We start from the raw sequence: 21,988 nt of genomic DNA on the forward strand, positions 1-21,988 counted from the left end.
GCGGCCGCAACTCGTGACGGTTCAGGGCCGACCGCCTCCAAACTCCAAAATATTGGCGGCGAGCCCAGCGAGATCGAAATTATTCCTTCCGATTGATCTCGTTGCTTAGCGCCGTCCGCGTCCTACATAAGGACTGCCACCGATACGCCGTGGTATGCAAACCGTCCAATGGCTGCTGGAAATCCCTCCGGGGCGCGACTGATTCCGCCTTGAAGTTCTCGACCTCCGTGTAGTTAGCAATTGCCTCGCGGAGCTCTTCAGCTATCGGAGTATAGGCCACGATAAGCCCGTCAGTCTTATTTCTGAATGGACGGTTGACGCGGGATAGCAACTGCAGGAGTCGAGGTCCTTGCATTGGCCGGTCTATGTAAACCGTGTGCATCGCCGGAACATCTAACCCTGTCAAAAGAGAGTCGCAAACGATAACCATTGATAACTCATCGTCCGGATCGCGTAGCCGAGAAGAGAGATTTTCTCTTTCTGCGGCATTCAACCGATGTTTTATCAGCTCGGGTCCATCGATACTGCTGCTCACCATTACCTTCACGCTCCCTCGCGACACGCTGTCGTCATGCCAGTCAGGTCGCAACGATACAATCTCGCGATATAACATGGCAGCAATCCTGCGTGACGGGCACACGATAATAGACTTTCCAGTCACGCCAGTGTCTTTCCTGAAAGTTGCGGAGCGCTTCTCCCAGTGGTTGACGATGTCATCCGATATTTTGCGAACTCGATCGGGTGCCCCAAATGCTGCATTGAGCAGCTGGTGGTCGTGTCGGGCATTTGATGCATCGGGGGCAGGGGAAAGTAGTTCAGCATTGGCATCGATCGTAGAGTTGAAACCTATTTCAACAGGAAGGTCCATAGGGATGAGATGGCCTTCATAGTAGACTGGAACAGTCATTCCATCACGCTCGGAACGCACTATATCGTATTTGTCGATATATTCGCCAAATACTTCTCGGATATCGCGGCCGGGCTCAGACATGGGCGTACTCGTAAAGGCGATCATCGTGGCATTAGGAAGCGCATCTTTGACGTTTCGTATGAAACCATACAGTGAATTATTGTAACCTCGATGTGCCTCGTGCGCGATAACGACGATGTTGCGTCTATCTGAGAACAAGGACGGGGATGCCACTCCGTCCGGTCCCAGCTGTGCCGTCCGGAACTTCTGTAATGTCGTAAAAATTAAGCCACGATCTTTGCGACCCGCAAGTTCTGTACGCAGATCAATGCTAGATTCGGCTCGTACAGGCAGTGTCGACAAAAGGCTGCAATTCTTAAATCGATAATAGAGTTGGTCAACGATTGCGGAACGATCACCGATCACCACTACCGTTGGATTGCCAAGCGTCGGATTATTCAGCAGCCGACTAACGTAAAATTCCATGGTGGCTGATTTTCCGGACCCCGCTGTGTGCCAGACAACTCCAGCTCGTCCATCTGTCGACATTGCATTAACGGTCCGCGCCAGGGCTTTCCTGACGGCGAAGTATTGGTGCGGTTTCGCGATAGCGAAAGTATCGGGCGTGCCCAAGCCGGGAGATAGATAGATTGATACCAACTCGATCAAACGACCACGATTGAGCATCCCCTGCAGCGCGAGGCTCAGTTCAGAGCTGTCCCATTTTGCAGCAGGCTGCGGCACTGAGCGACCGTCGACGGCGACGTTCCATGGCGCAAACTGCTCATACGGCATGGATCTCGTACCATAGCGAGCGCGAAATCCATCGGTCACCAACCAGATAAGATTGTGTCGCAGAGAATGTTCGAACCATTCGCCATATTCTTTCAGTTGGTTGTATGCGTCCCTGACACCATCCTCATTGTTCGTGGCATCTTTTAGTTCAACGATAACCAGCGGCAGGCCGTTGACGTAGAGGACAAGGTCCAGCCGACGGGACGTAACGCCTTCGCAAATCTTTACCTCCGTCGCCGCCATGAATTCATTCTCATTAGGGTTAACTTGGTTGATGAGGTGCACGATTTCGTATCTCTCATCAGGGCACTCACCCCTGCGCTCGGTTAGTCGTAGGCCATTCACAATCCATTCTTGGATTCGAGCGTTTCCGCGGTCGCCGCAGGAATCGGATGATCGAATCGTCTCGATAGCCCTGTCGACTTGCCGGTCTGATAGCTGTGGATTAATGCGCTTTATCGACTGTCTCAGCCGAGCAGGGATAATGAGATCCGCCCACGATGCTCTCTCGTCGTTGCCGGGAGCAATTTTGGATCCAGGCAGTACTTCCCAGGAAAGAGAACGAAGAACGCCAAGGACAACCTCTGAAAGCGCATATTCGGTTCCTAGCGCCCTGGCCAATATTGTGCGAATCTGAAAGGAGACGGGATGGTCAGATCCATAGGTCAGCTCAAAGTCTGACACTGCTCGCTGGTATAGCGCGATCGCCTGCGTACGTTGGTTAGCAGACATATAAGTATCGGCCAGATTGAGGCATGACGTCAAAGTATGCAGGTGGTTAAGTCCAAGTAAACGTTCTTGATGTGCCAGAGTTTCCTTAAATAGAAGAATAGATTCTTCGACACGATTCGCGGATCGATACGCATATGCAAGGTTATGGCCGGACATCAGCGTGTGAGGATGATCTGGGCCGAGAACGCGAGTTCGATCAGCCAGGGTACGATAGAAAAGTTCGATCCCCTCGGGGGTCCGGTTTACTAGCATGTATGTACCTGCTAGCCCATCACGTGCCGACAAAGTCTCTGGGTCATCCTCCCCGAGAACACGTTTGCTGCCGGTGACTACCCGCTCGAATAAACGTACAGCCTCATCAAGGCGGCCAGACGATCTATAAGTGAATGCAAGGTCATGGCATGTTCTTAACGTCGCTGGATCGTCGGGCCCGAGGCTACGCTCATTCTCCGCCAATGTTTGTTCAAGAAGGTGAACTGCTTCGTGGAGGCGGCCGGCGGATTCGTATGCAAGCGCCAAAGCATTTCGTGGCGCGTGCGCGCTTGGGCGTCGGCGCCCAAGTAGACTCTCTTCATCTGCGACTGTCCGTTCCAGCAGGTCGATGGCTTCATCGGTTCTCCCGGCCAACCAGTAGGCATTAGCCAAACCTTCCCGCGAAGCAATCGTATCTGGGTGTTCTGGACCGAGCAGCCGGAGGTAGTCCGGAAGGAGGGTTGTCCCGATCCGCACTGCCTGCGACAACTCAGATATTGCCGTAAGTTGTTCGACAGTCGTTGCTCTCAGCTGAAGAAGCTGCTGTAGTAATTCACTATCGCCGAGTTCGGTCAGATGCGCGCACGACCATGACCAGAGCGCTTCAACATGGGACGCAGCGATTGAGATATCAATCCGCCGTCTCCAGGCTTCGATTGCATCGGCTGTTAGCATTCCTTCCAGAATGCAATGAGCATCAGTCGCAATCGAAGGAACCTGGCCCGATCGTTCGGCATCACGTTGTACCATCCGCCGAAGCAGGCTATGCATTGCAATAACGCTGTCACCAGCAGAGAACGTGAGAATTGAAGAGTTGACGCACTCTGCAACCGCGGCTCTCGCGGAGATCCCGGACAATCGCGTGAGGGTCCCGACCGCTAGGCCATTAGGGTCCAGAGCTGCGACTACCGCAAGCACCTTCGGCACTCCGAGCGACGCGCCTTGTGCTCGAACGGTGTCGAGGTTGAGTCTCAGTGCGGTGGTCGCGGCCTCTGGGTACTGCTGTCCTGCAGCCTTCTTCAATGCTTCATCCAGTGCATCGGGCGCGCGCAGCAGCTCCAAGTAGTCTCGATATGAAAGATGGTTGTTCCTGATCACCGATGCAGCCGCCGCTACCGCAAGTGGCAAGTCTCCAAGTTCAGCAGCAACGCTGTCGGCACCGGTCTGATCGTCCTGGCCGGTTCGCTGGTTCAGATAGGCAACGGACTCTTCACGGGTGTAGACGTCAACAGGTACCAGTGAGGCTAGTTCATGGAACCTGTGGTCAGTACTGGTGATAACGACCCTGGTCCCCGGGTCCTTGGGCAGGTACCTGTGTACAAGATCTGGATCTTGTGCGTTGTCGAAAACGATCAGCTTCGGATCAGACAGTCGTGCGATGCAGTTCCAGAGTCGATCAAGGGTTCGCTCATGATCTCCGTCGGGATCTGCGACGTCAAGCAGCGCAGCGGCACGTGTAAGACCGGCGAGGAGGTCGCGGGCAGTAGCGGCGTTGAGCCATAGAACCGACCCACCTCTTTCCTGCACCTTCCTTGCATGGGCCGCTGCGACATGGGTTTTGCCGATTCCTCGCATCCCAGTCAAAGCAGCAACCAGCACGCGCGTTGCTCCCTCGAAGTTTCCCTCAAGGGCTTCGACGATCTCCCTGCGCACAAACGCTGTGGGCTCGCGAGGAATATCACCCACGATGAACGGACCGGAGCGGAGTACGGAAGAGTTGCCGGCTGAACCGATGTTCAGCTGGCCGACGTGACCGGCTCCATCGACATGTATCTGTACAGCCTGGTCAGCGGCACGAAAGTTGCGGTCAGCAGTCACGGGGGATGGTTTAGAGGTTCAGGGTCCCGATCGATGTCCCGCCGGTAATGATTGCTTGCTTAGAGCTGTCGTACGACTGGGCGTTGATATTGGTAGCCGACAGACTGAGAGGGACCCGATTGATCAGATCCGTCAACTCGGCCCGGAATTCGTCGTCCCTGGTCGCCGCTTCGCGGATTCGCTCTGCGAGAGTCGTGAGGTTTTCCTGGTCTGGCAAAGTCTCGGCGGACTCCAGGACCCGTGTCATCTCCTGGTCATTGCGGAACCTTCTAGCTACTACACCCTTCACGGCTTTCCATGCGCTCGTCCCGGCATCCTGAGCCACGCCCTCCCCGAACTTGGTAGCCAGCAGCGCCGCCGCCGCAAGACCGAGCGTGATCGGTTCCATAACTGTCCCTCCGCAATCCAGTTGTGCCGCAGTCTATCAAGGGTGTCTAGCTGCTCTGCCGCAAGCACGGCGATAAGTTCGTGGAGAAAAGTTGACGCGCCGCAGCGCGTCGAAGCCCAGGCATCGCAGCCGGTTTGAACCCTTAGAGCACCGACGACCTGTCGGTGTCGGCTGACAAAGTTGACCATATCCGGAGACCTCGCCGTGCCGCCATAAATCGGCGCGCTGAACTGTTGGTTCGAACGGCGGGGTCGCCTCGCGGCGCTGCGGAGGGCGCCGCGCTTTCGACGTCGCGGCGACCTGTGGCTTACGCCAGCTTGCGAGCTGGGCTTCTTTGCCGTTCCAGCTGGTCAGAGCGTTTGTAAAACGGGGGGCATGGGTGAGCCGCTGGCGAACTACAAGCGGGTGGTGAACGCGGTGCGCCGCATCACCGCCCCCGCACCCGACGGTCTCGGCATCTCACAACGTTCGGTGACGGTGTCGACCGTGGGGCTGGCGCCCGCCATCCGCAAGCTGGCCGACGATGACATGTCGGTGCGCCTGGCCGTCTCCCTGCACACCCCCGACGACGAACTGCGCGACACCCTGGTCCCGATGAACAACCGCTGGCCCATCTCCGAGGTGCTCGACGCCGCCCGCTACTACGCCGACAAGTCGGGCCGCCGCGTCTCTATCGAATACGCCCTGATCCGCGACGTGAACGATCAACCGTGGCGCGCCGACATGCTCGGCAAGAAACTGCACAAGGCCCTCGGCCCGCTGGTCCACGTGAACCTGATCCCGCTCAACCCGACCCCCGGCAGCGAGTGGGACGCCAGCCCGAAGCCGGTCGAGAAGGAGTTCGTACGCCGCGTGATCGCCCAGGGTGTGTCCTGCACAGTGCGCGATACCCGCGGCCAAGAGATCGCCGCAGCCTGCGGTCAGCTGGCGGCCGAGGGCTGATTCTGAAACTGTTGCGGCCCAGGCGTTATCGTCGCGGGACCGCAATGATGCACGCGTCCGAGATCGTTGACTATGGCGCGCGAAACAGCCTCTGTCACAGTCACTCTCGAGCTCGAAGCGGGCAATGCCTCGTTGATGACGCTCGGCAAGATGCTCGGGCCGACCGGGGTTCCGCCGTTCGAGGTGAAGCGGAAATACGATGCGGCGACGGCGGATCGGCGTGGGGAGATCATTCCCGCTGTCATCACGATCGATGCGCGCAAGCGGTGGACGATGCGGCTCAAGACGCCGCCGACTGCCTCCCTCATCCGGGCCGCGCTCGGGCAACCGGGATCGCCGCAACCGGGACACAAGCCGGTCGGTGCGCTCAGTCGCGATCAGTTGCGGCGTATCGCGATTCGTAAGCTGCCCGATCTCAATACCACCGATGTCGATGCGGCGATGCGCATCGTGGCGGGTACGGCTCGGTCGATGGGGGTGAGGGTCGAAGAATGACCCGGACCCTGATGGTGTGGTGTGGCCTGCACTAAGTTGGACCGGTAATCGATCGGTTCGACAACGGGGGATCATGCTTGCGACGGGGGATGTTTTCGCGGGGTACGCGATCGAACGACAGCTCGGTCGTGGCGGGATGGGTTCGGTGTATCTGGCCAGGCACCCTCGGCTGCCGCGCCAGACCGCGCTCAAACTGCTGAATCCGGAACTGTTCTCGGACAACGAGATCCGGGCCAGATTCGAGCGGGAGGCCGATCTGGCCGCGCAGCTCGAACACCCGAACATCGTCACCGTGTACGACCGGGGCGCCGACGACGGGCGGCTGTGGATCAGCATGCAGTTCGTCGACGGTGTCGATGCCGCCGCCATCGAGCATCCTGTTCCCGCTGCCCGCGCACTGCACATCATCGAGGGCACCGCCGCCGCACTCGACCACGCGCACGGCAACGGCGTGCTGCATCGCGACGTGAAACCGGCCAATATCCTGCTGGCCGCCGCGAACGGCCCGGAGCGCGTGCTGCTCACCGATTTCGGAATCGCGCGCCCCCGCGACGACGTCCACCACCTCACCCAGACCGGCACCTTCACCGCGACCCTGGCCTTCGCGGCTCCCGAGCAGCTCACCGGCGCCCCACTCGATCACCGCGCCGATCAGTACTCCCTGGCCTGCACGCTGTACTCGTTGCTCACGGGGCTGGCGCCCTACGAGGCGACCAATCCGGTGCTCGTCATCCAGGGGCACCTGCAATCCCCACCGCCGTCGGTGCACCGGCAACGTCCGGATCTGCCCGTCGCCCTGGACGCGGTACTGGCGCGAGCGCTGGCCAAGCGCCCGGCCGATCGCTTCGATTCGTGTGCGGAGTTCGCCGCCGCGGCTCGTCGCGCGCTCACCGGAACGGGTGGGCAACCCACAGTTTTCGCGCCGCGAACCGGAATTGTCCCGGCACCGCACCAGTATGCGCCGCCCATGCGGCAGGGGGTCGCATCCCCTGCCCGGCAGATGGCGGCGCCCTATCCGGCTCGTCCAGTACCTGCGCGACGACAGCGTGGCGTCGTACCGCTGGTCCTGCTGACAGTGCTCGCGGTCATCGCCAGCGCGTCGTATTGGGTCTGGCAGGACGACAGCACGTGGGTCTCGCAGATACTCAACCGTTCCCGTGCCCATCGAGACATCGCCGCGATGTCGGCGGCGTTCCCGCAGATGCTGCCGCCCGGTGAAGCCGACGGATTATCGGCGTCGAATCCGTACCTCACCGGCGTCGGCACCGGTGGCCGGACCTGCGAGGCCTATGTCAATACGACGACCCGCAACGAGCTGATGTGGGAACTGACGTTCCAAGAGGCACACGCCAAATGGGCGTGCAAACCCGCCGATATCAACGCTACGCGCTTCGCCTTCTACGCGTTTCCGTCCGTGGAGTCCGCGAAAGCGGCGGTGGCGAAATTCGAGAGCGAGACCAAAGACGTGGGCAGTGGCAGCTCCGGCACGCGCACCGACGATCACCGGGGCTGGTTCGCCAAGGACAAGTCCGGAAGAGACCAATACGGATTCACCGTGGTCGTCTCCACTTTCAGTGACCCGGGCCGAGAGCGTTGGGTATTCCTGTTCTCCCGGGGTTCGGGACTGACATCGCTGACCGAGGACCTGCCCGAACTGCTGAAGGAACTGACCACCTTCCCGATGAGCTGAAGGATGCCCGCGACGGCACGAACACCGTTTTGGTAGGGTCCAGCGCGTCGGACGACGAGCGAGATTCGGGGGTCAGAGTGGTTTCTGACGGGACGGTATTCGCCGGATACACGATCGACCGGCAGTTGGGTCGCGGCGGGATGGGTTCGGTGTATCTGGCCAGGCATCCTCGGCTGCCGAGGTGGACCGCGCTGAAACTGCTGAATCAGGAGCTGTTCTCCGATGCAGAGATCCGGGCCAGGTTCGAGCGGGAAGCCGATCTGGTCGCCCAGCTCGACCACCCCAATATCGTGACGGTGTTCGACCGCGGTGTGGAGAATGACCAACTGTGGATCAGCATGCAATACGTCGACGGGATCGACGCGTCGATGCTCGATCCGGCGACGCTGCCACCGGATCGGGCGTTGCAGATCATCCGGGAGACCGCCGTCGCCCTGGACTTCGCGCACCGCGCGGGCGTGCTGCACCGCGATGTGAAACCGGCCAATATCCTGCTGGCCAGGTCCAACAGCCAGGAGCGGGTGTATCTCACCGACTTCGGCATCGCGCGCCTACGTGACGATTCCGGTCACCTCACCGAGACCGGCTCGTTCACCGCGACCCTGGCCTTCGCGGCTCCCGAGCAGCTCACCGGTGTCCCGCTCGACCATCGCGCCGACCAGTACTCGTTGGCCTGCACGCTCTACACCCTGCTCACCGGTACCGCGCCGTTCGAGGCGCCGAGCCCGGCCGCCGTCATCACCGGGCACCTGCAGTCGCCGCCACCGCCGGTGAGTCCGCGCCGGGCCGGGCTGCCGCCGAATCTGGATGCCGTGATGGCGCGGGCGCTGGCCAAGCGACCAGCCGACCGGTTCTCCTCCTGCGAGGAGTTCGTCGAGGCCGCGCAGCGGGCCATGCGCACCGGGACCACCGGTGCCCGCCCGATCGCTCGTCCGCCGTCGGGGGCGCACGCTCAGCCGTTCCTGGGGATGCAGCCGATGCGGCCGGTGAACAACTCCGGTGCCGCGATCCCGGTCGCACCGGTTCCGCCGATGGTGCCGCGACCGGCGACCCCCGCTGCCTGGGCCCAGCCCGCGATGCGTGCGCCGATGCCGCCACCGCCGCCCGCGCGCGGCGGTTGGGGGTCCATGTTGGGGATGCTGCTGGTGGTGTTCGCCATCGTGATCGGCATCGCGGTGCTCATCGCTGTGCTGACGAACCTGTGATCGGTGCGCTGACCTCTTCGGCGCGTGCCATATTCTGATCCGAATGAGCGACTTCGACGTCACCGCCGCCGACTCCATCGACCTCGTCCGGCTGCGTCGGTTCGTCGCCGTGGCCGAGGAACTGCATTTCGCTCGCGCCGCGAAGGCGTTGCGGATTCCACGTCAGGCGTTGAGCGCCACCGTGATCGAGCTCGAGGGCGAACTCGGCACGCGGCTGTTCGTGCCCGGCGCGTCGCCGACCCAGCTGTCCGAGGACGGCGCGACCCTGCTCGACCACGCGCGGGAACTGATCCGTGCCGACGAGCAGGCGCAGCGCGAGCAGAAACCGGAGCGGCCCGCGAGCCTGCGCGTCGGTTTCGTGCCGGGGGTGACGGTGTCGAAGTGGGCTCGGGTGTGGGGCGAGCGGCTGCCGGACCATCCCCTCGAGGTACTCGGTGTCCCGCAGGGCGAACAGGAGAGCGCGCTGCGCGAGGGCCGGGTGGACCTGTGCTTCGTGCGGTTGCCGATGGACCGGTCCGGGATGAACGCGATCCCGCTGTGGGAGGAGACGCCGGTCGCGGTCGTGCAGAAGGACGACGCGCTGTCGCTGCTCGATGCGGTGAGCCCGGCCGACCTGGCCGACGAACAGCACCACGACAGCGGCGATCTGGATAAGGCCGCCGACACCCTGGCAATGGTCGCCGCCGTGGGGGGAGTGGCGATCGTGCCGCAGTCGATCGCCCGACTGCATCATCGGCGCGACCTGGTGTACCGCCCGATCAGCGACACCGAGTTCACCCGGATCGCGCTGGCCTGGCCCGCCGACGGAGATTCGGAACTGGTCGAGGAATTCGTCGGCATCGTGCGCGGCCGTTCGGCCAACAGCTCACGCGGCGCGGAACCGGCCAAGCCCGCGCAGGAGCGTGCGCCCAAGAAGCAGGCGCCCAAGAAGCAGACCGCGCAACGCAAACCCGCCAAGACCGGCCGCAAGCCCGGCGCCCGACGCGGCCGCTGACACGACGATGCCTGCGGCGCGATCGAATCGCGGCCGCAGGCATCGGTGCGGGTGTCTACCTCGGGATGCGCTTGGTGAGCGAATCGACGACGAGGATCAGCGCGAGCAGACCGGCGAACACGATGAGGAAGATGTCCTCGACGTGGCCCTGGTGGTTACCGATGGTCATGCCGAGCAGCGCGATCACGACGAACCAGCCGGCGATGCGGAAGGTCTTGGGCGACTCGCCGCTCCAGCCCCACGCTGCCGAGGGCACCTCGGCGGGGTCGACGCTGGTGGCGACGGCGCGCTCGGTGCTGGCTTTTTCGAGGTCCGTGGCGGCCACGATCGCTCCTTAGGGCTCGAGTTCTGGTTGGGCGAGTGTGCATATCGTGGCATACGACCGTTCGTCGTAGCCAGCAGCCCTGCCACAATGGGCCCGTGTCCCACCACGCACCCCGTGCCGCGCACGGCAATACGGCCTCGACCGACCGGGTGAAGGTGCTGCTCCTTGGCAGTACCGGTTCGATCGGCACCCAGGCGCTAGAGGTGATCGCCGCCAACCCCGACCGCTTCGAGGTGGTCGGGTTGGCCGCGCGCGGCGGCAACCCCGCGCTGCTCGCCGAGCAGATGGCCGCCACCGGCACCCGCAATGTCGCCGTGGCCGATCCCGGCGCCGCCCGGAAACTCGATCTCGATCTGGGCGGGCCGGGGGCGGTGACCGAACTCGTGCGCCGCACCGAGGCCGACGTGGTGCTCAACGCCCTGGTCGGTTCGCTCGGCCTGGAACCGACGCTGGCCACTCTCGAGGCGGGGACCAGGTTGGCGCTGGCCAACAAGGAATCCCTCGTCGCGGGTGGTTCGCTGGTGACCCGCGCGGCCGCACCCGGCCAGATCGTCCCCGTCGACTCCGAACACTCCGCCCTCGCTCAATGTCTGCGCGGCGGTCGTGCCGAGGAAGTCGACCGGTTGGTGCTCACCGCCTCCGGCGGCCCGTTCCGCGGCTGGACCACCGAGATGCTCGAATCGGTGAACCCCGACGAGGCGAAAACGCATCCGACCTGGTCGATGGGTCCGATGAACACGCTGAACTCGGCCTCGCTGGTGAACAAGGGTCTGGAACTGATCGAGACCCACCTGCTGTTCGGGGTGCCCTACGACCGCATCGATGTCACCGTGCACCCGCAGTCGATCGTGCATTCGCTCGTCACGTTCACCGACGGCTCCACCCTCGCCCAGGCGAGTCCACCGGATATGAAGCTGCCCATCGCCTTGGCGCTCGGTTGGCCCGAACGCCTGCCCGGCGCGGCCACGCCCTGCGATTTCGGCACGGCGTCGACCTGGACGTTCGAGCCCGTCGACGACGCGGTCTTCCCCGCTGTACGTCTGGCCAGACAAGCCGGGGAGGCGGGTGGCAGCGTCACCGCCGTCTACAACGCCGCCAACGAAGTCGCCGTCTCGGCCTTCCTCGACGGCGCGATCAGCTTCCCGGCCATTGTGCGCACCGTCACCCGCGCGGTCGAGGCCGCGGACCGCTGGCGTGCCGAACCCGATACCCTGGACGACGTCCTCGCGGCCGACCGCTGGGCCAGGGAGTTCGCCGCCGAGGCCATCGCCGAAGTACCGACGCCCTGACCTGACCGACTCAACGGGACCCCCACGTTTTTCGGTTACGAGGCCGAAAAACCGCGGCGCCAGCCGCCAAGAACAGAGAAAGGGCCAGATGGTATTCGCGTTCGGGTTTGCCCTGTTCGCCGTCGGTATCACGATCTCGATCGCGTTGCACGAATGCGGGCACATGTGGGCCGCGCAGGCGACCGGCATGAAGGTGCGCCGCTACTTCATCGGTTTCGGGCCCCGGGTCTTCTCGTTCCGTCGTGGTGAGACCGAATACGGCCTCAAGGCGCTGCCGCTCGGTGGTTTCTGCGATATCGCGGGCATGACGGCCCTGGACGAGCTGGAGCCCGAAGAGGTGGACCGGGCGATGTATCGCCAGTCCACCTGGAAGCGGCTGGTGGTGATGTTCGGTGGCATCGCCATGAACTTCCTGCTCGGTTTCATCCTGCTGGTGGTGCTCGCGGTGGGCTGGGGTCTGCCGCAGCTCGAGCAGCCACCCGCCACCGCGCTCGGCACCATGAGCTGCGTCGCCCAGGAGACGCCGGACAAGAAACTCGCACCGTGTACGGGTGACGGTCCGGCTCAGCGCGCCGGTTTACGGCGTGGCGACGTGGTGAAGGCGGTCAACGGCGTCGAGGTGACCACCTGGGCGCAGTTCCAGGCCGAAACCCAGAAGCAGACCGGCACGTTCACCTACACCATCGAACGCGACGGCGACACCCTCACCGTGCCCGTGACCCCGGAGCGGGTGATGCGCTCGCCCAAGGAGGGCCCGGCCCGCGAGGTGTCCGCGGTCGGCGTCGGCCCGGATTACGCCGAACCGCAGCAGTACGGCGTGGTCGACGCGATTCCGGCGACCATCGTGTTCACCGGTGACTTCTTCGTCGAGACGGTGAAGTCGCTGGCCAAGATGCCGCAGAAGGTGTCGGCGCTGTGGGAGGCCGTCACCGGTGGTGAGCGCGACCCGGAGACCCCGGTCAGCGTCTACGGCGCGAGCCGGATCGGTGGCGAGACCGCCGAGCGTGGCCTGTGGGGCATGTTCATCCTGGTTCTGGCCAGCCTGAACTTCTTCCTCGGCGCGTTCAACCTGCTGCCGTTGCTCCCGCTCGACGGCGGGCACATCGGGGTGGTGCTCTACGAGAAGGTGCGCGATGTGGTGCGCTCCTGGCGCGGCAAAGCCCCCGCAGGCCCGGTCGACTATCTGAAACTGCTCCCCGTGACGTATGTGGCCGTCGTGATCGGCGGTGCGTTCATGCTGCTCACCCTGGCCGCCGACATCGTCAACCCCATTCGCCTACCCTGATCCGCGTACGCCCGCTGTCGCGCCCCTCACAGGGTGCGGTGCGAGCGTGCGCGACTAAGCTCGGAAGCAATCAGCCCAGGTCGATTCGAGATCCGTAGGAAAGAAGGCAGCCGACCGTGACCAGCACCATCGGATTGGGGATGCCCGCCGCTCCCGCTGCTGTTCTCGCACCACGGCGCAAGACCCGTCAGCTCATGGTCGGCAATGTCGGCGTGGGCAGTGACCATCCCATCTCGGTGCAGTCGATGACGACCACCAAGACCCACGACGTGAACGCCACCCTCCAGCAGATCGCCGAACTCACCGCCTCGGGCTGCGACATCGTGCGGGTGGCGTGTCCGAGGCAGGAAGACGCAGACGCCCTGGCGACCATCGCCAAGAAGTCACAGATCCCGGTGATCGCCGACATCCACTTCCAGCCCCGCTACATCTTCGCCGCCATCGATGCGGGCTGCGCCGCGGTGCGAGTGAACCCGGGCAACATCAAGGAATTCGACGGCCGCGTCGGCGAGGTCGCCAAAGCCGCGGGCGCGGCGGGCATCCCGATCCGCATCGGCGTGAACGCCGGTTCGCTGGACAAGCGGATGATGGAGAAGTACGGCAAGGCCACCCCCGAGGCACTGGTCGAGTCGGCGCTGTGGGAGGCGAGCCTGTTCGAGGACCACGGCTTCGGCGACATCAAGATCTCGGTCAAGCACAACGACCCGGTCGTGATGGTCGAGGCCTACCGTCAGCTCGCCGCGCGCAGCGACTACCCGCTGCACCTCGGTGTCACCGAGGCCGGCCCGGCGTTCCAGGGCACCATCAAGTCGGCGGTCGCGTTCGGCGCCTTGCTCAGCGAGGGCATCGGTGACACGATCCGCGTCTCGCTGTCGGCGCCGCCCGCCGAAGAGGTGAAGGTCGGCGGCCAGATCCTGCAGTCGCTGAACCTGCGTCCGCGCAAGCTCGAGATCGTGTCGTGCCCGTCGTGCGGACGCGCCCAGGTGGATGTGTACACGCTGGCCGACGCGGTCGCGGCCGGTCTCGACGGCCTCGAGGTACCGCTGCGCGTGGCTGTGATGGGCTGCGTGGTGAACGGGCCCGGCGAGGCTCGCGAAGCCGATCTCGGGGTGGCCTCCGGCAACGGCAAGGGGCAGATCTTCGTCAAGGGCGAGGTCATCAAGACCGTGCCGGAAGCGCAGATCGTGGAGACCCTGATCGAGGAGGCGATGCGGATCGCCGAGGAGATGGGCACCGAGCCCGGCGCGCAGCCGGTGGTCACCGCGGGCTGATCCCTCACGGTCCGGCGACGGATTCACCTCGACCCGTACCACTGCGCCCGCTTTCGTGGCAGGCTGGTGCCGTGCGGAGTCTGCTGGAGCCGACGCGACGGTCCAAGGCCACCCCCGCGCGTCCGGTGACCGTGCGGGACCTGGCCGAGGTGCTGCGGGTCCTCGATGCCGATCCGGTCGCCTCGTGCATGATCGCGGCCCGTGTCCAGGAATTCGGCCTCGACACCCGTTCCGGTGTCGGCGAGTTGTGGAGTCGCGGCGGTCCCGCCGACTCCCTGTGCTTCTCCGGTGCGAACCTCGTTCCGCTGCGCGGTGACCAGCAGGCCCTTCGCGCGTTCGCCGATCGGGCCACCAGGTGGCCGCGCGTGTGTTCCTCCGTGGTCGGCAGGCAGGAGCTGGCGCTGCCGCTGTGGGAAATGCTGGCGCCGAGCTGGGGACCGGCGAGGGAGTTGCGCGCCGACCAGCCGCTGCTCGCCCTGGCCCAACCTGCCCTCGCCCGCCCGGACAGCGCGGTGCGACGAGTGCGACCCGACGAGATCGACCGCTACCTCACCGCCGCGATCTCCATGTTCATCGAGGAGGTCGGCGTCGACCCGCGCGCGGGCGACGGTGGCCGCGGATACCGCCGCCGCATCAAGAGCCTCATCGAATCCGGCCGGGCCTGGGCACGTTTCGACGACGGCGAAGTGGTGTACAAGGCCGAGATCGGGTCGTTGTCCCGGCGCACCGGTCAGATCCAGGGCGTGTGGGTACATCCCGAACATCGCGGTGCCGGGGTGGGCACGGCGGGAACGGCCGCTGTCGCGAATGCCGTTGTGTCGACCGGCCGTACGGCCAGCCTGTACGTGAACGACTACAACCAGATCGCCCGACGTGCTTACAGCCGTGTGGGTTTCCGTCAGATCGCCACCTTCGCGACCGTCCTCGTCGATTAGTTTTCCGCCGCTGACCCGGCGTTGTTGCGTCGTCGGCGCCCGGTTCGCCGTTACCATCTGTGCCGATGAGGACTCGGATGTTCACCACCTGTGCGGTGCTCGCGCTCGCGCTCTCCTCGGGCGCGTGTTCGACGGGTCCGCAGGGACCGGCGCCCGCCGCCCAGGATTTCGCCGAGGCCCTCGCCGACCGCGATCTGGTCACCGCGGGTGGTCTCACGACCGCGCCCGAGAAGGCCACGGCCGCACTCACTTCCACCTGGGACGCTCTCCAGGCCGAGGAGCTGACCGTCCGCACCGGTGACGCGCGCGTGCAGGGCGACACCGCCACCGTCGACTACACCTACGAGTGGACATTGCCCAAGGGCCGCCGATGGACCTATTCGGGTGAACTGCAGATGGGCCGCAGTGACGGCCGCTGGCTGGTGCGCTGGACCTCCACCGACATCCACCCCAAACTCGGCGACACCCAAAGCCTGGAGTTACGAACCCAACCCGCGCCGCGCGCGCGGGTCAACGAGTCGGCGGGCAGCGATGTGCTGGTGCCGGGCAAGGTGTCACGGGTGCGGTTCACGGTCGCCGACGCCCCGGATCCGGAGCGGGTCGCGGGTACCCTGGCCGGTGCGCTGAGCCGCATCGATCCGGTGGCTTACACCCCGCAGGCCATTCTGTCGGCCGCGCGCAAAGCCGATGGGGCGTACACGGTCGTCCTGCTCAGCGAGTACGAGGCCGAGACGCTCGGCGCTCACCTGATCGGTCTGCCGGGGGTGACGCTCACCCAGGAGTGGGACATGGTGCCCACCGATCGCAAGTTCGCCCCCGACCTGCTCACCCAGGTGCGCAAGACCGTGATCGCCGAGGTCGACGGCAAGGCGGGCTGGAGCGTGGTCACCCGCAACGCCAACGGCGCGGATCTCGATGTGCTGCACGAGGTCCCGGCCCAGCCGGCACCGTCGTTCGCGCTCAGTATCGACCGTTTCGTGCAGAATTCGGCGCAGCACGCGGTCGACCTGCGCACCGAGCAGACGATGATGGTGGTGATCCGGCCCTCGACCGGCGCGATTCTCGCGGTGGCCCAGAACAAGGCCGCCGACCGCGACGGACCGGTGGCCACGAGCGGTCAGTACCCGCCCGGCTCGATCTTCAAGACGGTCACGGCGTCGGCCGCGATGGCGGCGGGGATCGCGACGCCCGAGACGGTGCTGCCCTGCCCGAGCCGGACAACCATCGGCGAGCGGACGATTCCCAACTACAACCTCTTCTCGGTGGGTGATGTGCCGATGGCCACCGCCTACGAGCGCTCCTGCAACACCACCTTCGCCGGGTTGGCCAGCAGGCTCGAACCCGACGCGCTCACCGAGGCCGCCGCCCGCCTCGGTATCGGCCAGGACTACCGGGTGGCCGGGTTACCGACGCTGTCGGGGTCGGTGCCGCCCGCCGACGGGCTGGTCCAGCGCGCCGAGGACGGCATCGGCCAGGGCCGGGTGGTGACGAGCCCGTTCGGGATGGCACTGATGGCCGCGGCGGTGGCGCACGGGTCGGCGCCGGTGCCGTATCTGATCGCGGGCAGGCCAACCGAGATCGTCGGTGAGCGGCCCGAACTCGCGCCCGAGGTGGTCGAGGGGCTGCGTGCGATGATGCGAATGGTGGTCACCGGCGGCACCGCCGAGCGCATCCGCGATCAGGGCGAGGTGTACGGCAAGACCGGTGAGGCGGAGGTCGACGGCGGATCGCACTCGTGGTTCGTCGGCTATCGCGGCGACATCGCCTTCGCGACACTGCTGGTCAAGGGCGGCAGTTCCGACAACGCGGTCGCCGTCACCCGTGACATGTTCGCGGCGCTGCCGCCCGGCTACTGAGCGCGATACGGCGGGACGACGTAGGCGTCTTTGTCGGTGTGCTCGACCGCGTCGCGATGGACCACTTCATAGCCGGGTGCCGGTTTGGGCGGCGCGGATTGGACTCGGGCGTCGAGCAGATCGATGGCCATGGCTCCGCCGAGAATCATTCCGGCGGTGGTCAAAATCAGGGTGGAACGGCTCATATTCGTCTCCCTCGTCCAGGGTTTCGACGTGTTCCGAATGGGAGAACCGTAGAACGCGGAAGCGCTCGGCAACAGGCGGCGGCAGTAAGCGACACACAATTGTTGCCATATGTGCGGGCGTGTTCGAACGTAATCGCTATGCGACCGTGACGATCCGCCGTCGCGATCGAACGCGCTGCTCAGCGGGTACGTGCAAATGAAATTGCATTGTCACGCACGTTGCAGGGTCGCGCTCAGATGATGTTGCAGGGATTCGCCGACGGCGGCCATCCGCAGCGTGTACTCGATGGTGTCGCCGGTCACATGGAAGGAACGGCCAACCGCGGTCACCGATTTCGCCGACCCGCTCAACCCGATATTCGTCGAATTCAATTCGAGTCGAATTCCGTCGACGGTTTCGGTGAGTGTTCCCTCGCAGATCTCGGTGATTCCGGTGGGGTGGGCGAGCACCAGTTCGACCTTGCCGGGTGCGGGGGCGCGCAGATAGCCCGTCTCCGCGTGCAGCGGGCGGCCGTCGTCGGCGGCCTTGGTTCGCTGCCGGTAGGTCAGGAACGGGCGGCCCAGATGACCGAAGGTGATCTCCTCGAGGTAGTCGAAGGGATCGATGGTCGGGTACTCACCGTGACCTCGCCCGCGCCAGGTACCGAGCAGCGGTGCCAGGGCGGCGACGGCGGGATGCGGGGCGATGGGCGCGCTTGGTTCGACCACGCGCGACAGCCTAGACCTGCCACCACAGCCATGTTCACGGCACACCGTCACACGGGTCGGGATAAGGTCAGCGTCGCCTGAACGCCGTCCGGCGGAGGTCGAAAGGAATGAACGTTGAACGGACATGTGAGGGGCACCCGCCGGGTGCTGTCCGGGCCGGTGCGCGGTGCGGTTCTCGGCGCGGTGCTCTTGGTCGCTGCCGCGTGCTCTAGCACCGATCCGGCGGGCGACGGTGTCGCCGCCCTCGACGGCAACCGGTACAGCCGAACCGATCTGGCCGCCAGCTCCGACTCCTATCACGCCCAATTCACCATCGCCGAGATGGTCGACGCCTGGGGTCTGGCGAATCGGCCCAAGGGCGCGGGCGGACATTTCTGGGTCGGCGCGGGTGGTAAGTCGTTCCAGTTCCTCGGTGATGTCAGCGAGTCGACGGATCCGGCATTGCAGAAACTCACCAGGGACCAGTTCGAATCCGTCGCGATCCCGGGCACCGATGCCGACCCGTCCGACAAGTCGGCGGGCAAGACGACCGGTGTGGTGTTCAACCCCGCCCCGATCAATTCCGATCTGTTCGCGGTGCGCGACCAATGGGTCGATCTGAACGGAATGCCGGTTCCGCTCGGCGGTTCGGCGCGATTCATCGTCGGCACCGATTCCGGCCGGATCAACGCCTGGACCGAGCAGGCGCCCGACGGAGCTGTCATCCGCCGCAACGGCGGCGCCAACCAGGTTTTCGACGGTTCGGCCCAGGGCATGTCGTTCCTCGGGCTCGCGCTCGCACCCTCCGGTGACAAACTGCTGGCCGCCGACTTCGGCGCCGACCCGCAGATCCGCACCTTCGACAAGTTCTGGCAGCCGGTGGCGACCACGGGCTTCGCCAATCCGTTCGCCACCGGCAAGCCCATCGACCCCGCCAGTCCGGAGAAGGGCAACAAGGCCGTTCCCGGTGACCCGGCACCGTTCAACATCACCACGGTCGGCAGCCGGGTGTTCGTCTCCTACGCCGTGACCAAGGCCGACAAGAAGGAGCCCGAGGCCTTCGACAAGGGCGAGGAGGTCTCGCTCGACGCCAAGGCCGACGAAGCGGCCGACGGCACCCCGGACAAGGGCAAGGTCGCCGAATTCGACGCGGCGGGCAAGCTGGTGCGCATCATCGACGACGGCGGGCGCCTCAACGCACCGTGGGCGGTGACGATCGCGCCGTCGAATTTCGGTGCACTCTCGGGCAAGTTGCTGATCGGCAATTCCGGTGGTCTCGGCCGGGTCCTCGCCTTCGACGACACCACCGGAACCTTCGTCGACTACCTGCGCGACAGCGACGGCGAGCCGGTCCAGATCGAGGGACTGTGGGCGTTGACGTTCGGCAACGGTGAGAGCGCGGGCGACGCCGACGCGCTGTACTTCACCGCGGGCCCACGTGAGGAGAAGGACGGACTGTTCGGCAGTCTGCGCGCGCTGTAGCGCGGCGGGCACACGCCAGGCGAACAGGACAACCTGGATGTCCGCAGGCCTGTTCGCTTCCGTCTGGCATCGTGGTAGGGGACAGTGGTGGCGGAGTGTTTGCCGGGGTGGCCGAGCCGGAGGTGCCAGATGACGGTGATGCGCTGTGAGACGCGGTTTTCGGTCGACCGGACCAGGTTGCCCGGGCGTGAGCTGATGCTCGCCGCGTTCCGTGGAATGGCCGAGGGCTACCACCCGGTGCTGCACGCGGCGGCCGAGCTCGCGGTGCTGCACCAGGTGCGCGACCGCACGCCGGCCTTCGAGGCGCCCGGCCTCGACCGTCGCCGGGCGCAGCTGATGCGCGCGATCGACCGCTGGGTGATCCTGGCCGCCCCGCTGCCCTCGGCCACCGCGGCCGAGCACTGCGAAACCCTCGGCATGCTCGTCGACCGGCTCGCCGCGCACAGCGCGCGACTGTTCGTCACGATGGCCGACGCCACCGACGCGCAGTTCTACGACGAGTGGGCCCGGCTCGACGACCTCGCCGAGAGCTACCAGCGTCTCATCGACGATCTGTGGGCCGGTTCCCGCTGTCTTCCCTCGGTCGTCCACTGACCGATGCCCCCGGAATTGTTGGCTCGGTAGAACTTTCGTACGACGTATCATTTGTTGTGCGCACAGACGAGGAGCAGGCGCGGACCTGCGAGTGGTCCCGTGAGGTGTACGCCGAACCACGACCCGCTGCCGCGTTGTCGACCGTGCTGCCGATCCGTCCGCGCTCCGATTCGGTCGACGGCACACCGTTGTTTTGTCTCGCCGGTGAGGCGGGCCTGGCTTGGCCGTTCGCCTGCCTGCTCGCCCACCTCGAGCCGGAGGTACCCGTCTACGGACTGCAGACGCTTGGGTACCTGCCGACGATCGGCGACTACGCGCAGCACTTCCTGACCGAGATCCGCCGGATCGCTCCGCAGGGGCCGTACCGGTTGCTCGGATGGTCGGCGGGCGGCCTCGTCGCCCAGGAGATGGCGGTGCGGCTAGGGGAGGACAAGCAGGTTGTCCGGGTTGTCCTCCTGGGCACGGATGCCGGCGCCGCAACGCTGTCACCGACGACGCCGGGCAGATTTGTCGACCGGCTCATCGGCGTCGCGGACAACGAATCCGGTTCGCCCACCCCGGAAACGGGCATTGACACATCAGCGGTCGAATTTAGCGACAGGCTGGCGGGCACGATCGCCATGACGGGCGACGAATTGCGGCACCTGATCGATCACTCCGACGCGCTCGCACGCGCAGCGTCGACCCACCGCCCACGGAGCCTGCCCGGCGATCTCGTCCTGGTCGTCCCCGAGCGCGATCGACCCGATGCGACTGCCGTGGTGGGGGATTGGCGACGGATGGCGGGCACACCGACGGGCCATGCCGTCGACGCGACCCTCGACGACCTCCTCGCACCCGAGGTCCTCGCCCAGATCGCCGACCTGCTCACCGAATGAGCGCAGCTACCGCTTTCGATCCAGCCCGGCCGCGATCTCGTCGCGTGCCCGCTGAATCAGCGCGGCGGAATCACGTGGGCTCAACGCCATGGCCCGCAACTGGTCGAAGATCACGCCGAACCGGCGGATCTCCGAATGACCTTCCACCAGGTCGTGCACCGACATGCTCTCCACGTACACCAGTTCGGGGTCGACCGGATTGCGGAAGTCGAGCAGCGTGAACGACCCGGCCATGCCGGGATGTGCTCCCGCCTCGAACGGCAGGACCTGCAGGATCACGTTCTTGCGCTTGGTCTCCTCCAGCAGCCGGTCGAGTTGGCCGACCATGGTCACCGGTCCGCCGACTACGCGGCGGATGGCGGCCTCGTCCATCACCACCCACAGCTCGAGCGGATCGTCCTTCGTCAGGTTGACCGCGCGGTCCATGCGCGCCTTGGCCCGGCTCTCCATCACGGAGGCATCGAGGCGCGGCATCGACGTATCGATCACCGCCGCCGCGTATTCGAAGGTCTGCAACAGGCCGGGCACAGTTGAGGTCTGGTACTGACGTGCCGAAAGTGCTTCCGCCTCGAAGTTGATGTAGGTGGCGTAGACATCGGACAACGCGCCTTCGTACGCATGTGACATACCCGGTTTGAGTGCGTCGCTGAGCAGGCTCATGGCCTCCTCGCGCATTTTGTCGCTCACCTGGTACAGGTCGAGCATCGCGCTGAGAGTGCGCCGCTGCGGGCGCGCCTGCGCCATTTCGATGCGGTACAGCGTCGTCACGTTGATGCCGGTGCGCGCGCTCACGTCCTCTTTGCTGAGCTGGGCGGATTCGCGCAGCTCACGGAGCATCGCGGCGAGCCTGCGAAGCCGGACGGTGAGTGTGGTTCGCTTGCCTGCCATGGGTGCCCCTTCGCCTGTGGCGCGTCACGTGAATCGCATTATTGCGCTGCTCGCCCATGCTGTCACGTGTTCGGGAAAGAATGCCGGTCGGC

Annotated in this window: 18 protein-coding genes and 1 pseudogene; 13 read left to right on the forward strand and 6 right to left on the reverse strand. The window is 64.9% G+C overall.

Features of this window, described 5'->3' with window-relative positions; genetic code table 11:
• Positions 1–79: 79 nt before the first annotated feature.
• A complete protein-coding gene (gene fxsT / locus HYG95_RS04980) occupies positions 80–4,507 on the reverse strand; it encodes an FxSxx-COOH system tetratricopeptide repeat protein (protein ID WP_181696830.1) in 4,428 nt (1,475 codons plus the stop codon).
• A gap of 10 nt (positions 4,508–4,517) precedes the next feature.
• On the reverse strand, positions 4,518–4,895 hold the full coding sequence (locus HYG95_RS04985) for a hypothetical protein (protein ID WP_181696831.1): 378 nt from the start codon (positions 4,893–4,895) through the stop codon (positions 4,518–4,520).
• A 372-nt stretch (positions 4,896–5,267) separates the two neighbouring features.
• On the opposite strand from HYG95_RS04985, the pseudogene HYG95_RS04990 reads away from it, so the two are divergent.
• From HYG95_RS04990 to HYG95_RS05010, 5 genes and pseudogenes are all read left to right on the forward strand, one after another.
• Positions 5,268–5,837: pseudogene (locus HYG95_RS04990) on the forward strand (radical SAM protein); the annotation flags it as partial.
• A gap of 72 nt (positions 5,838–5,909) precedes the next feature.
• The gene (locus tag HYG95_RS04995) at positions 5,910–6,332 is read left to right on the forward strand and encodes an uL11 family ribosomal protein (RefSeq protein ID WP_181696832.1); all 423 of its coding nucleotides are present in this window, start codon (positions 5,910–5,912) and stop codon (positions 6,330–6,332) included.
• Between the two features lie 73 nt (positions 6,333–6,405).
• A complete protein-coding gene (locus HYG95_RS05000) occupies positions 6,406–8,022 on the forward strand; it encodes a serine/threonine-protein kinase (RefSeq protein WP_181696833.1) in 1,617 nt (538 codons plus the stop codon).
• A gap of 77 nt (positions 8,023–8,099) precedes the next feature.
• Positions 8,100–9,227, forward strand: a complete 1,128-nt coding sequence (locus HYG95_RS05005; protein WP_181696834.1) for a serine/threonine-protein kinase — start codon at positions 8,100–8,102, stop codon at positions 9,225–9,227.
• A 43-nt stretch (positions 9,228–9,270) separates the two neighbouring features.
• Positions 9,271–10,221 carry a LysR family transcriptional regulator gene (locus HYG95_RS05010; RefSeq protein ID WP_181696835.1) on the forward strand — a complete coding sequence of 317 codons (951 nt, stop codon included), beginning with the start codon at positions 9,271–9,273 and terminating at the stop codon, positions 10,219–10,221.
• A 55-nt stretch (positions 10,222–10,276) separates the two neighbouring features.
• Here the strand turns inward: HYG95_RS05010 and HYG95_RS05015 are convergent, their stop codons facing one another.
• Positions 10,277–10,546 (reverse strand): DUF2631 domain-containing protein, encoded by a 270-nt coding sequence (locus HYG95_RS05015; RefSeq protein ID WP_181696836.1) that lies wholly within the window; start codon positions 10,544–10,546, stop codon positions 10,277–10,279.
• Positions 10,547–10,641: 95 nt separating this feature from the next.
• On the opposite strand from HYG95_RS05015, the gene dxr reads away from it, so the two are divergent.
• From dxr to HYG95_RS05040, 5 genes are all read left to right on the forward strand, one after another.
• Positions 10,642–11,835, forward strand: coding sequence for a 1-deoxy-D-xylulose-5-phosphate reductoisomerase (gene dxr / locus HYG95_RS05020; RefSeq protein WP_370465685.1), 1,194 nt, complete (start codon positions 10,642–10,644; stop codon positions 11,833–11,835).
• 88 nt (positions 11,836–11,923) lie between these two features.
• Complete coding sequence (locus HYG95_RS05025) at positions 11,924–13,120, forward strand: RIP metalloprotease (RefSeq protein WP_181696837.1); 1,197 nt, start codon at positions 11,924–11,926, stop codon at positions 13,118–13,120.
• Positions 13,121–13,236: 116 nt separating this feature from the next.
• Entirely contained in the window at positions 13,237–14,391 is a 1,155-nt protein-coding gene (gene ispG / locus HYG95_RS05030) for a flavodoxin-dependent (E)-4-hydroxy-3-methylbut-2-enyl-diphosphate synthase (protein ID WP_181696838.1), read from the forward strand.
• Positions 14,392–14,471: 80 nt separating this feature from the next.
• Complete coding sequence (locus HYG95_RS05035; RefSeq protein ID WP_247607075.1) at positions 14,472–15,326, forward strand: GNAT family N-acetyltransferase; 855 nt, start codon at positions 14,472–14,474, stop codon at positions 15,324–15,326.
• 65 nt (positions 15,327–15,391) lie between these two features.
• On the forward strand, positions 15,392–17,182 hold the full coding sequence (locus HYG95_RS05040; protein WP_181696839.1) for a penicillin-binding transpeptidase domain-containing protein: 1,791 nt from the start codon (positions 15,392–15,394) through the stop codon (positions 17,180–17,182).
• Here HYG95_RS05040 and HYG95_RS05045 read toward each other — a convergent pair.
• Both HYG95_RS05045 and HYG95_RS05050 read right to left on the reverse strand, forming a co-directional pair.
• Positions 17,176–17,367, reverse strand: coding sequence for a hypothetical protein (locus tag HYG95_RS05045; protein ID WP_067496292.1), 192 nt, complete (start codon positions 17,365–17,367; stop codon positions 17,176–17,178). The genes HYG95_RS05040 and HYG95_RS05045 overlap by 7 nt on opposite strands.
• A 210-nt stretch (positions 17,368–17,577) precedes the next feature.
• Positions 17,578–18,075: a peroxynitrite isomerase gene (locus tag HYG95_RS05050; RefSeq protein WP_181696840.1), complete on the reverse strand. Its 498-nt coding sequence runs from the start codon at positions 18,073–18,075 to the stop codon at positions 17,578–17,580.
• Positions 18,076–18,189: 114 nt separating this feature from the next.
• On the opposite strand from HYG95_RS05050, the gene HYG95_RS05055 reads away from it, so the two are divergent.
• The 3 genes from HYG95_RS05055 to HYG95_RS05065 all read left to right on the forward strand — a co-directional run bounded on the left by HYG95_RS05055 (position 18,190) and on the right by HYG95_RS05065 (position 21,008).
• Complete coding sequence (locus HYG95_RS05055) at positions 18,190–19,536, forward strand: TIGR03118 family protein (protein WP_255495000.1); 1,347 nt, start codon at positions 18,190–18,192, stop codon at positions 19,534–19,536.
• A gap of 129 nt (positions 19,537–19,665) precedes the next feature.
• Positions 19,666–20,130 (forward strand): DUF4254 domain-containing protein, encoded by a 465-nt coding sequence (locus tag HYG95_RS05060; protein WP_181696841.1) that lies wholly within the window; start codon positions 19,666–19,668, stop codon positions 20,128–20,130.
• 56 nt (positions 20,131–20,186) lie between these two features.
• The gene (locus HYG95_RS05065) at positions 20,187–21,008 is read left to right on the forward strand and encodes a thioesterase domain-containing protein (protein ID WP_181696842.1); all 822 of its coding nucleotides are present in this window, start codon (positions 20,187–20,189) and stop codon (positions 21,006–21,008) included.
• Positions 21,009–21,014: 6 nt separating this feature from the next.
• Here HYG95_RS05065 and HYG95_RS05070 read toward each other — a convergent pair whose 3' ends face one another.
• The gene (locus HYG95_RS05070; protein ID WP_181696843.1) at positions 21,015–21,896 is read right to left on the reverse strand and encodes a helix-turn-helix transcriptional regulator; all 882 of its coding nucleotides are present in this window, start codon (positions 21,894–21,896) and stop codon (positions 21,015–21,017) included.
• Positions 21,897–21,988 lie beyond the last annotated feature (92 nt).

It is taken from the genome of Nocardia sp. GTS18 (assembly GCF_013839555.1).
Lineage (GTDB): Bacteria > Actinomycetota > Actinomycetes > Mycobacteriales > Mycobacteriaceae > Nocardia > Nocardia rosealba.

Coding starts and splice junctions, on each gene's coding strand:
- HYG95_RS05025 (WP_181696837.1), top strand. CDS start 11,924: ATGGTATTCGCGTTCGGGTTTGCCCTGTTCGCCGTCGGTATCACGATC.
- HYG95_RS05000 (WP_181696833.1), top strand. CDS start 6,406: ATGCTTGCGACGGGGGATGTTTTCGCGGGGTACGCGATCGAACGACAG.
- HYG95_RS04985 (WP_181696831.1), bottom strand. CDS start 4,895: ATGGAACCGATCACGCTCGGTCTTGCGGCGGCGGCGCTGCTGGCTACC.
- HYG95_RS05070 (WP_181696843.1), bottom strand. CDS start 21,896: ATGGCAGGCAAGCGAACCACACTCACCGTCCGGCTTCGCAGGCTCGCC.
- HYG95_RS05060 (WP_181696841.1), top strand. CDS start 19,666: ATGACGGTGATGCGCTGTGAGACGCGGTTTTCGGTCGACCGGACCAGG.
- HYG95_RS05040 (WP_181696839.1), top strand. CDS start 15,392: ATGAGGACTCGGATGTTCACCACCTGTGCGGTGCTCGCGCTCGCGCTC.
- HYG95_RS04995 (WP_181696832.1), top strand. CDS start 5,910: ATGGCGCGCGAAACAGCCTCTGTCACAGTCACTCTCGAGCTCGAAGCG.
- HYG95_RS05010 (WP_181696835.1), top strand. CDS start 9,271: ATGAGCGACTTCGACGTCACCGCCGCCGACTCCATCGACCTCGTCCGG.
- HYG95_RS05045 (WP_067496292.1), bottom strand. CDS start 17,367: ATGAGCCGTTCCACCCTGATTTTGACCACCGCCGGAATGATTCTCGGC.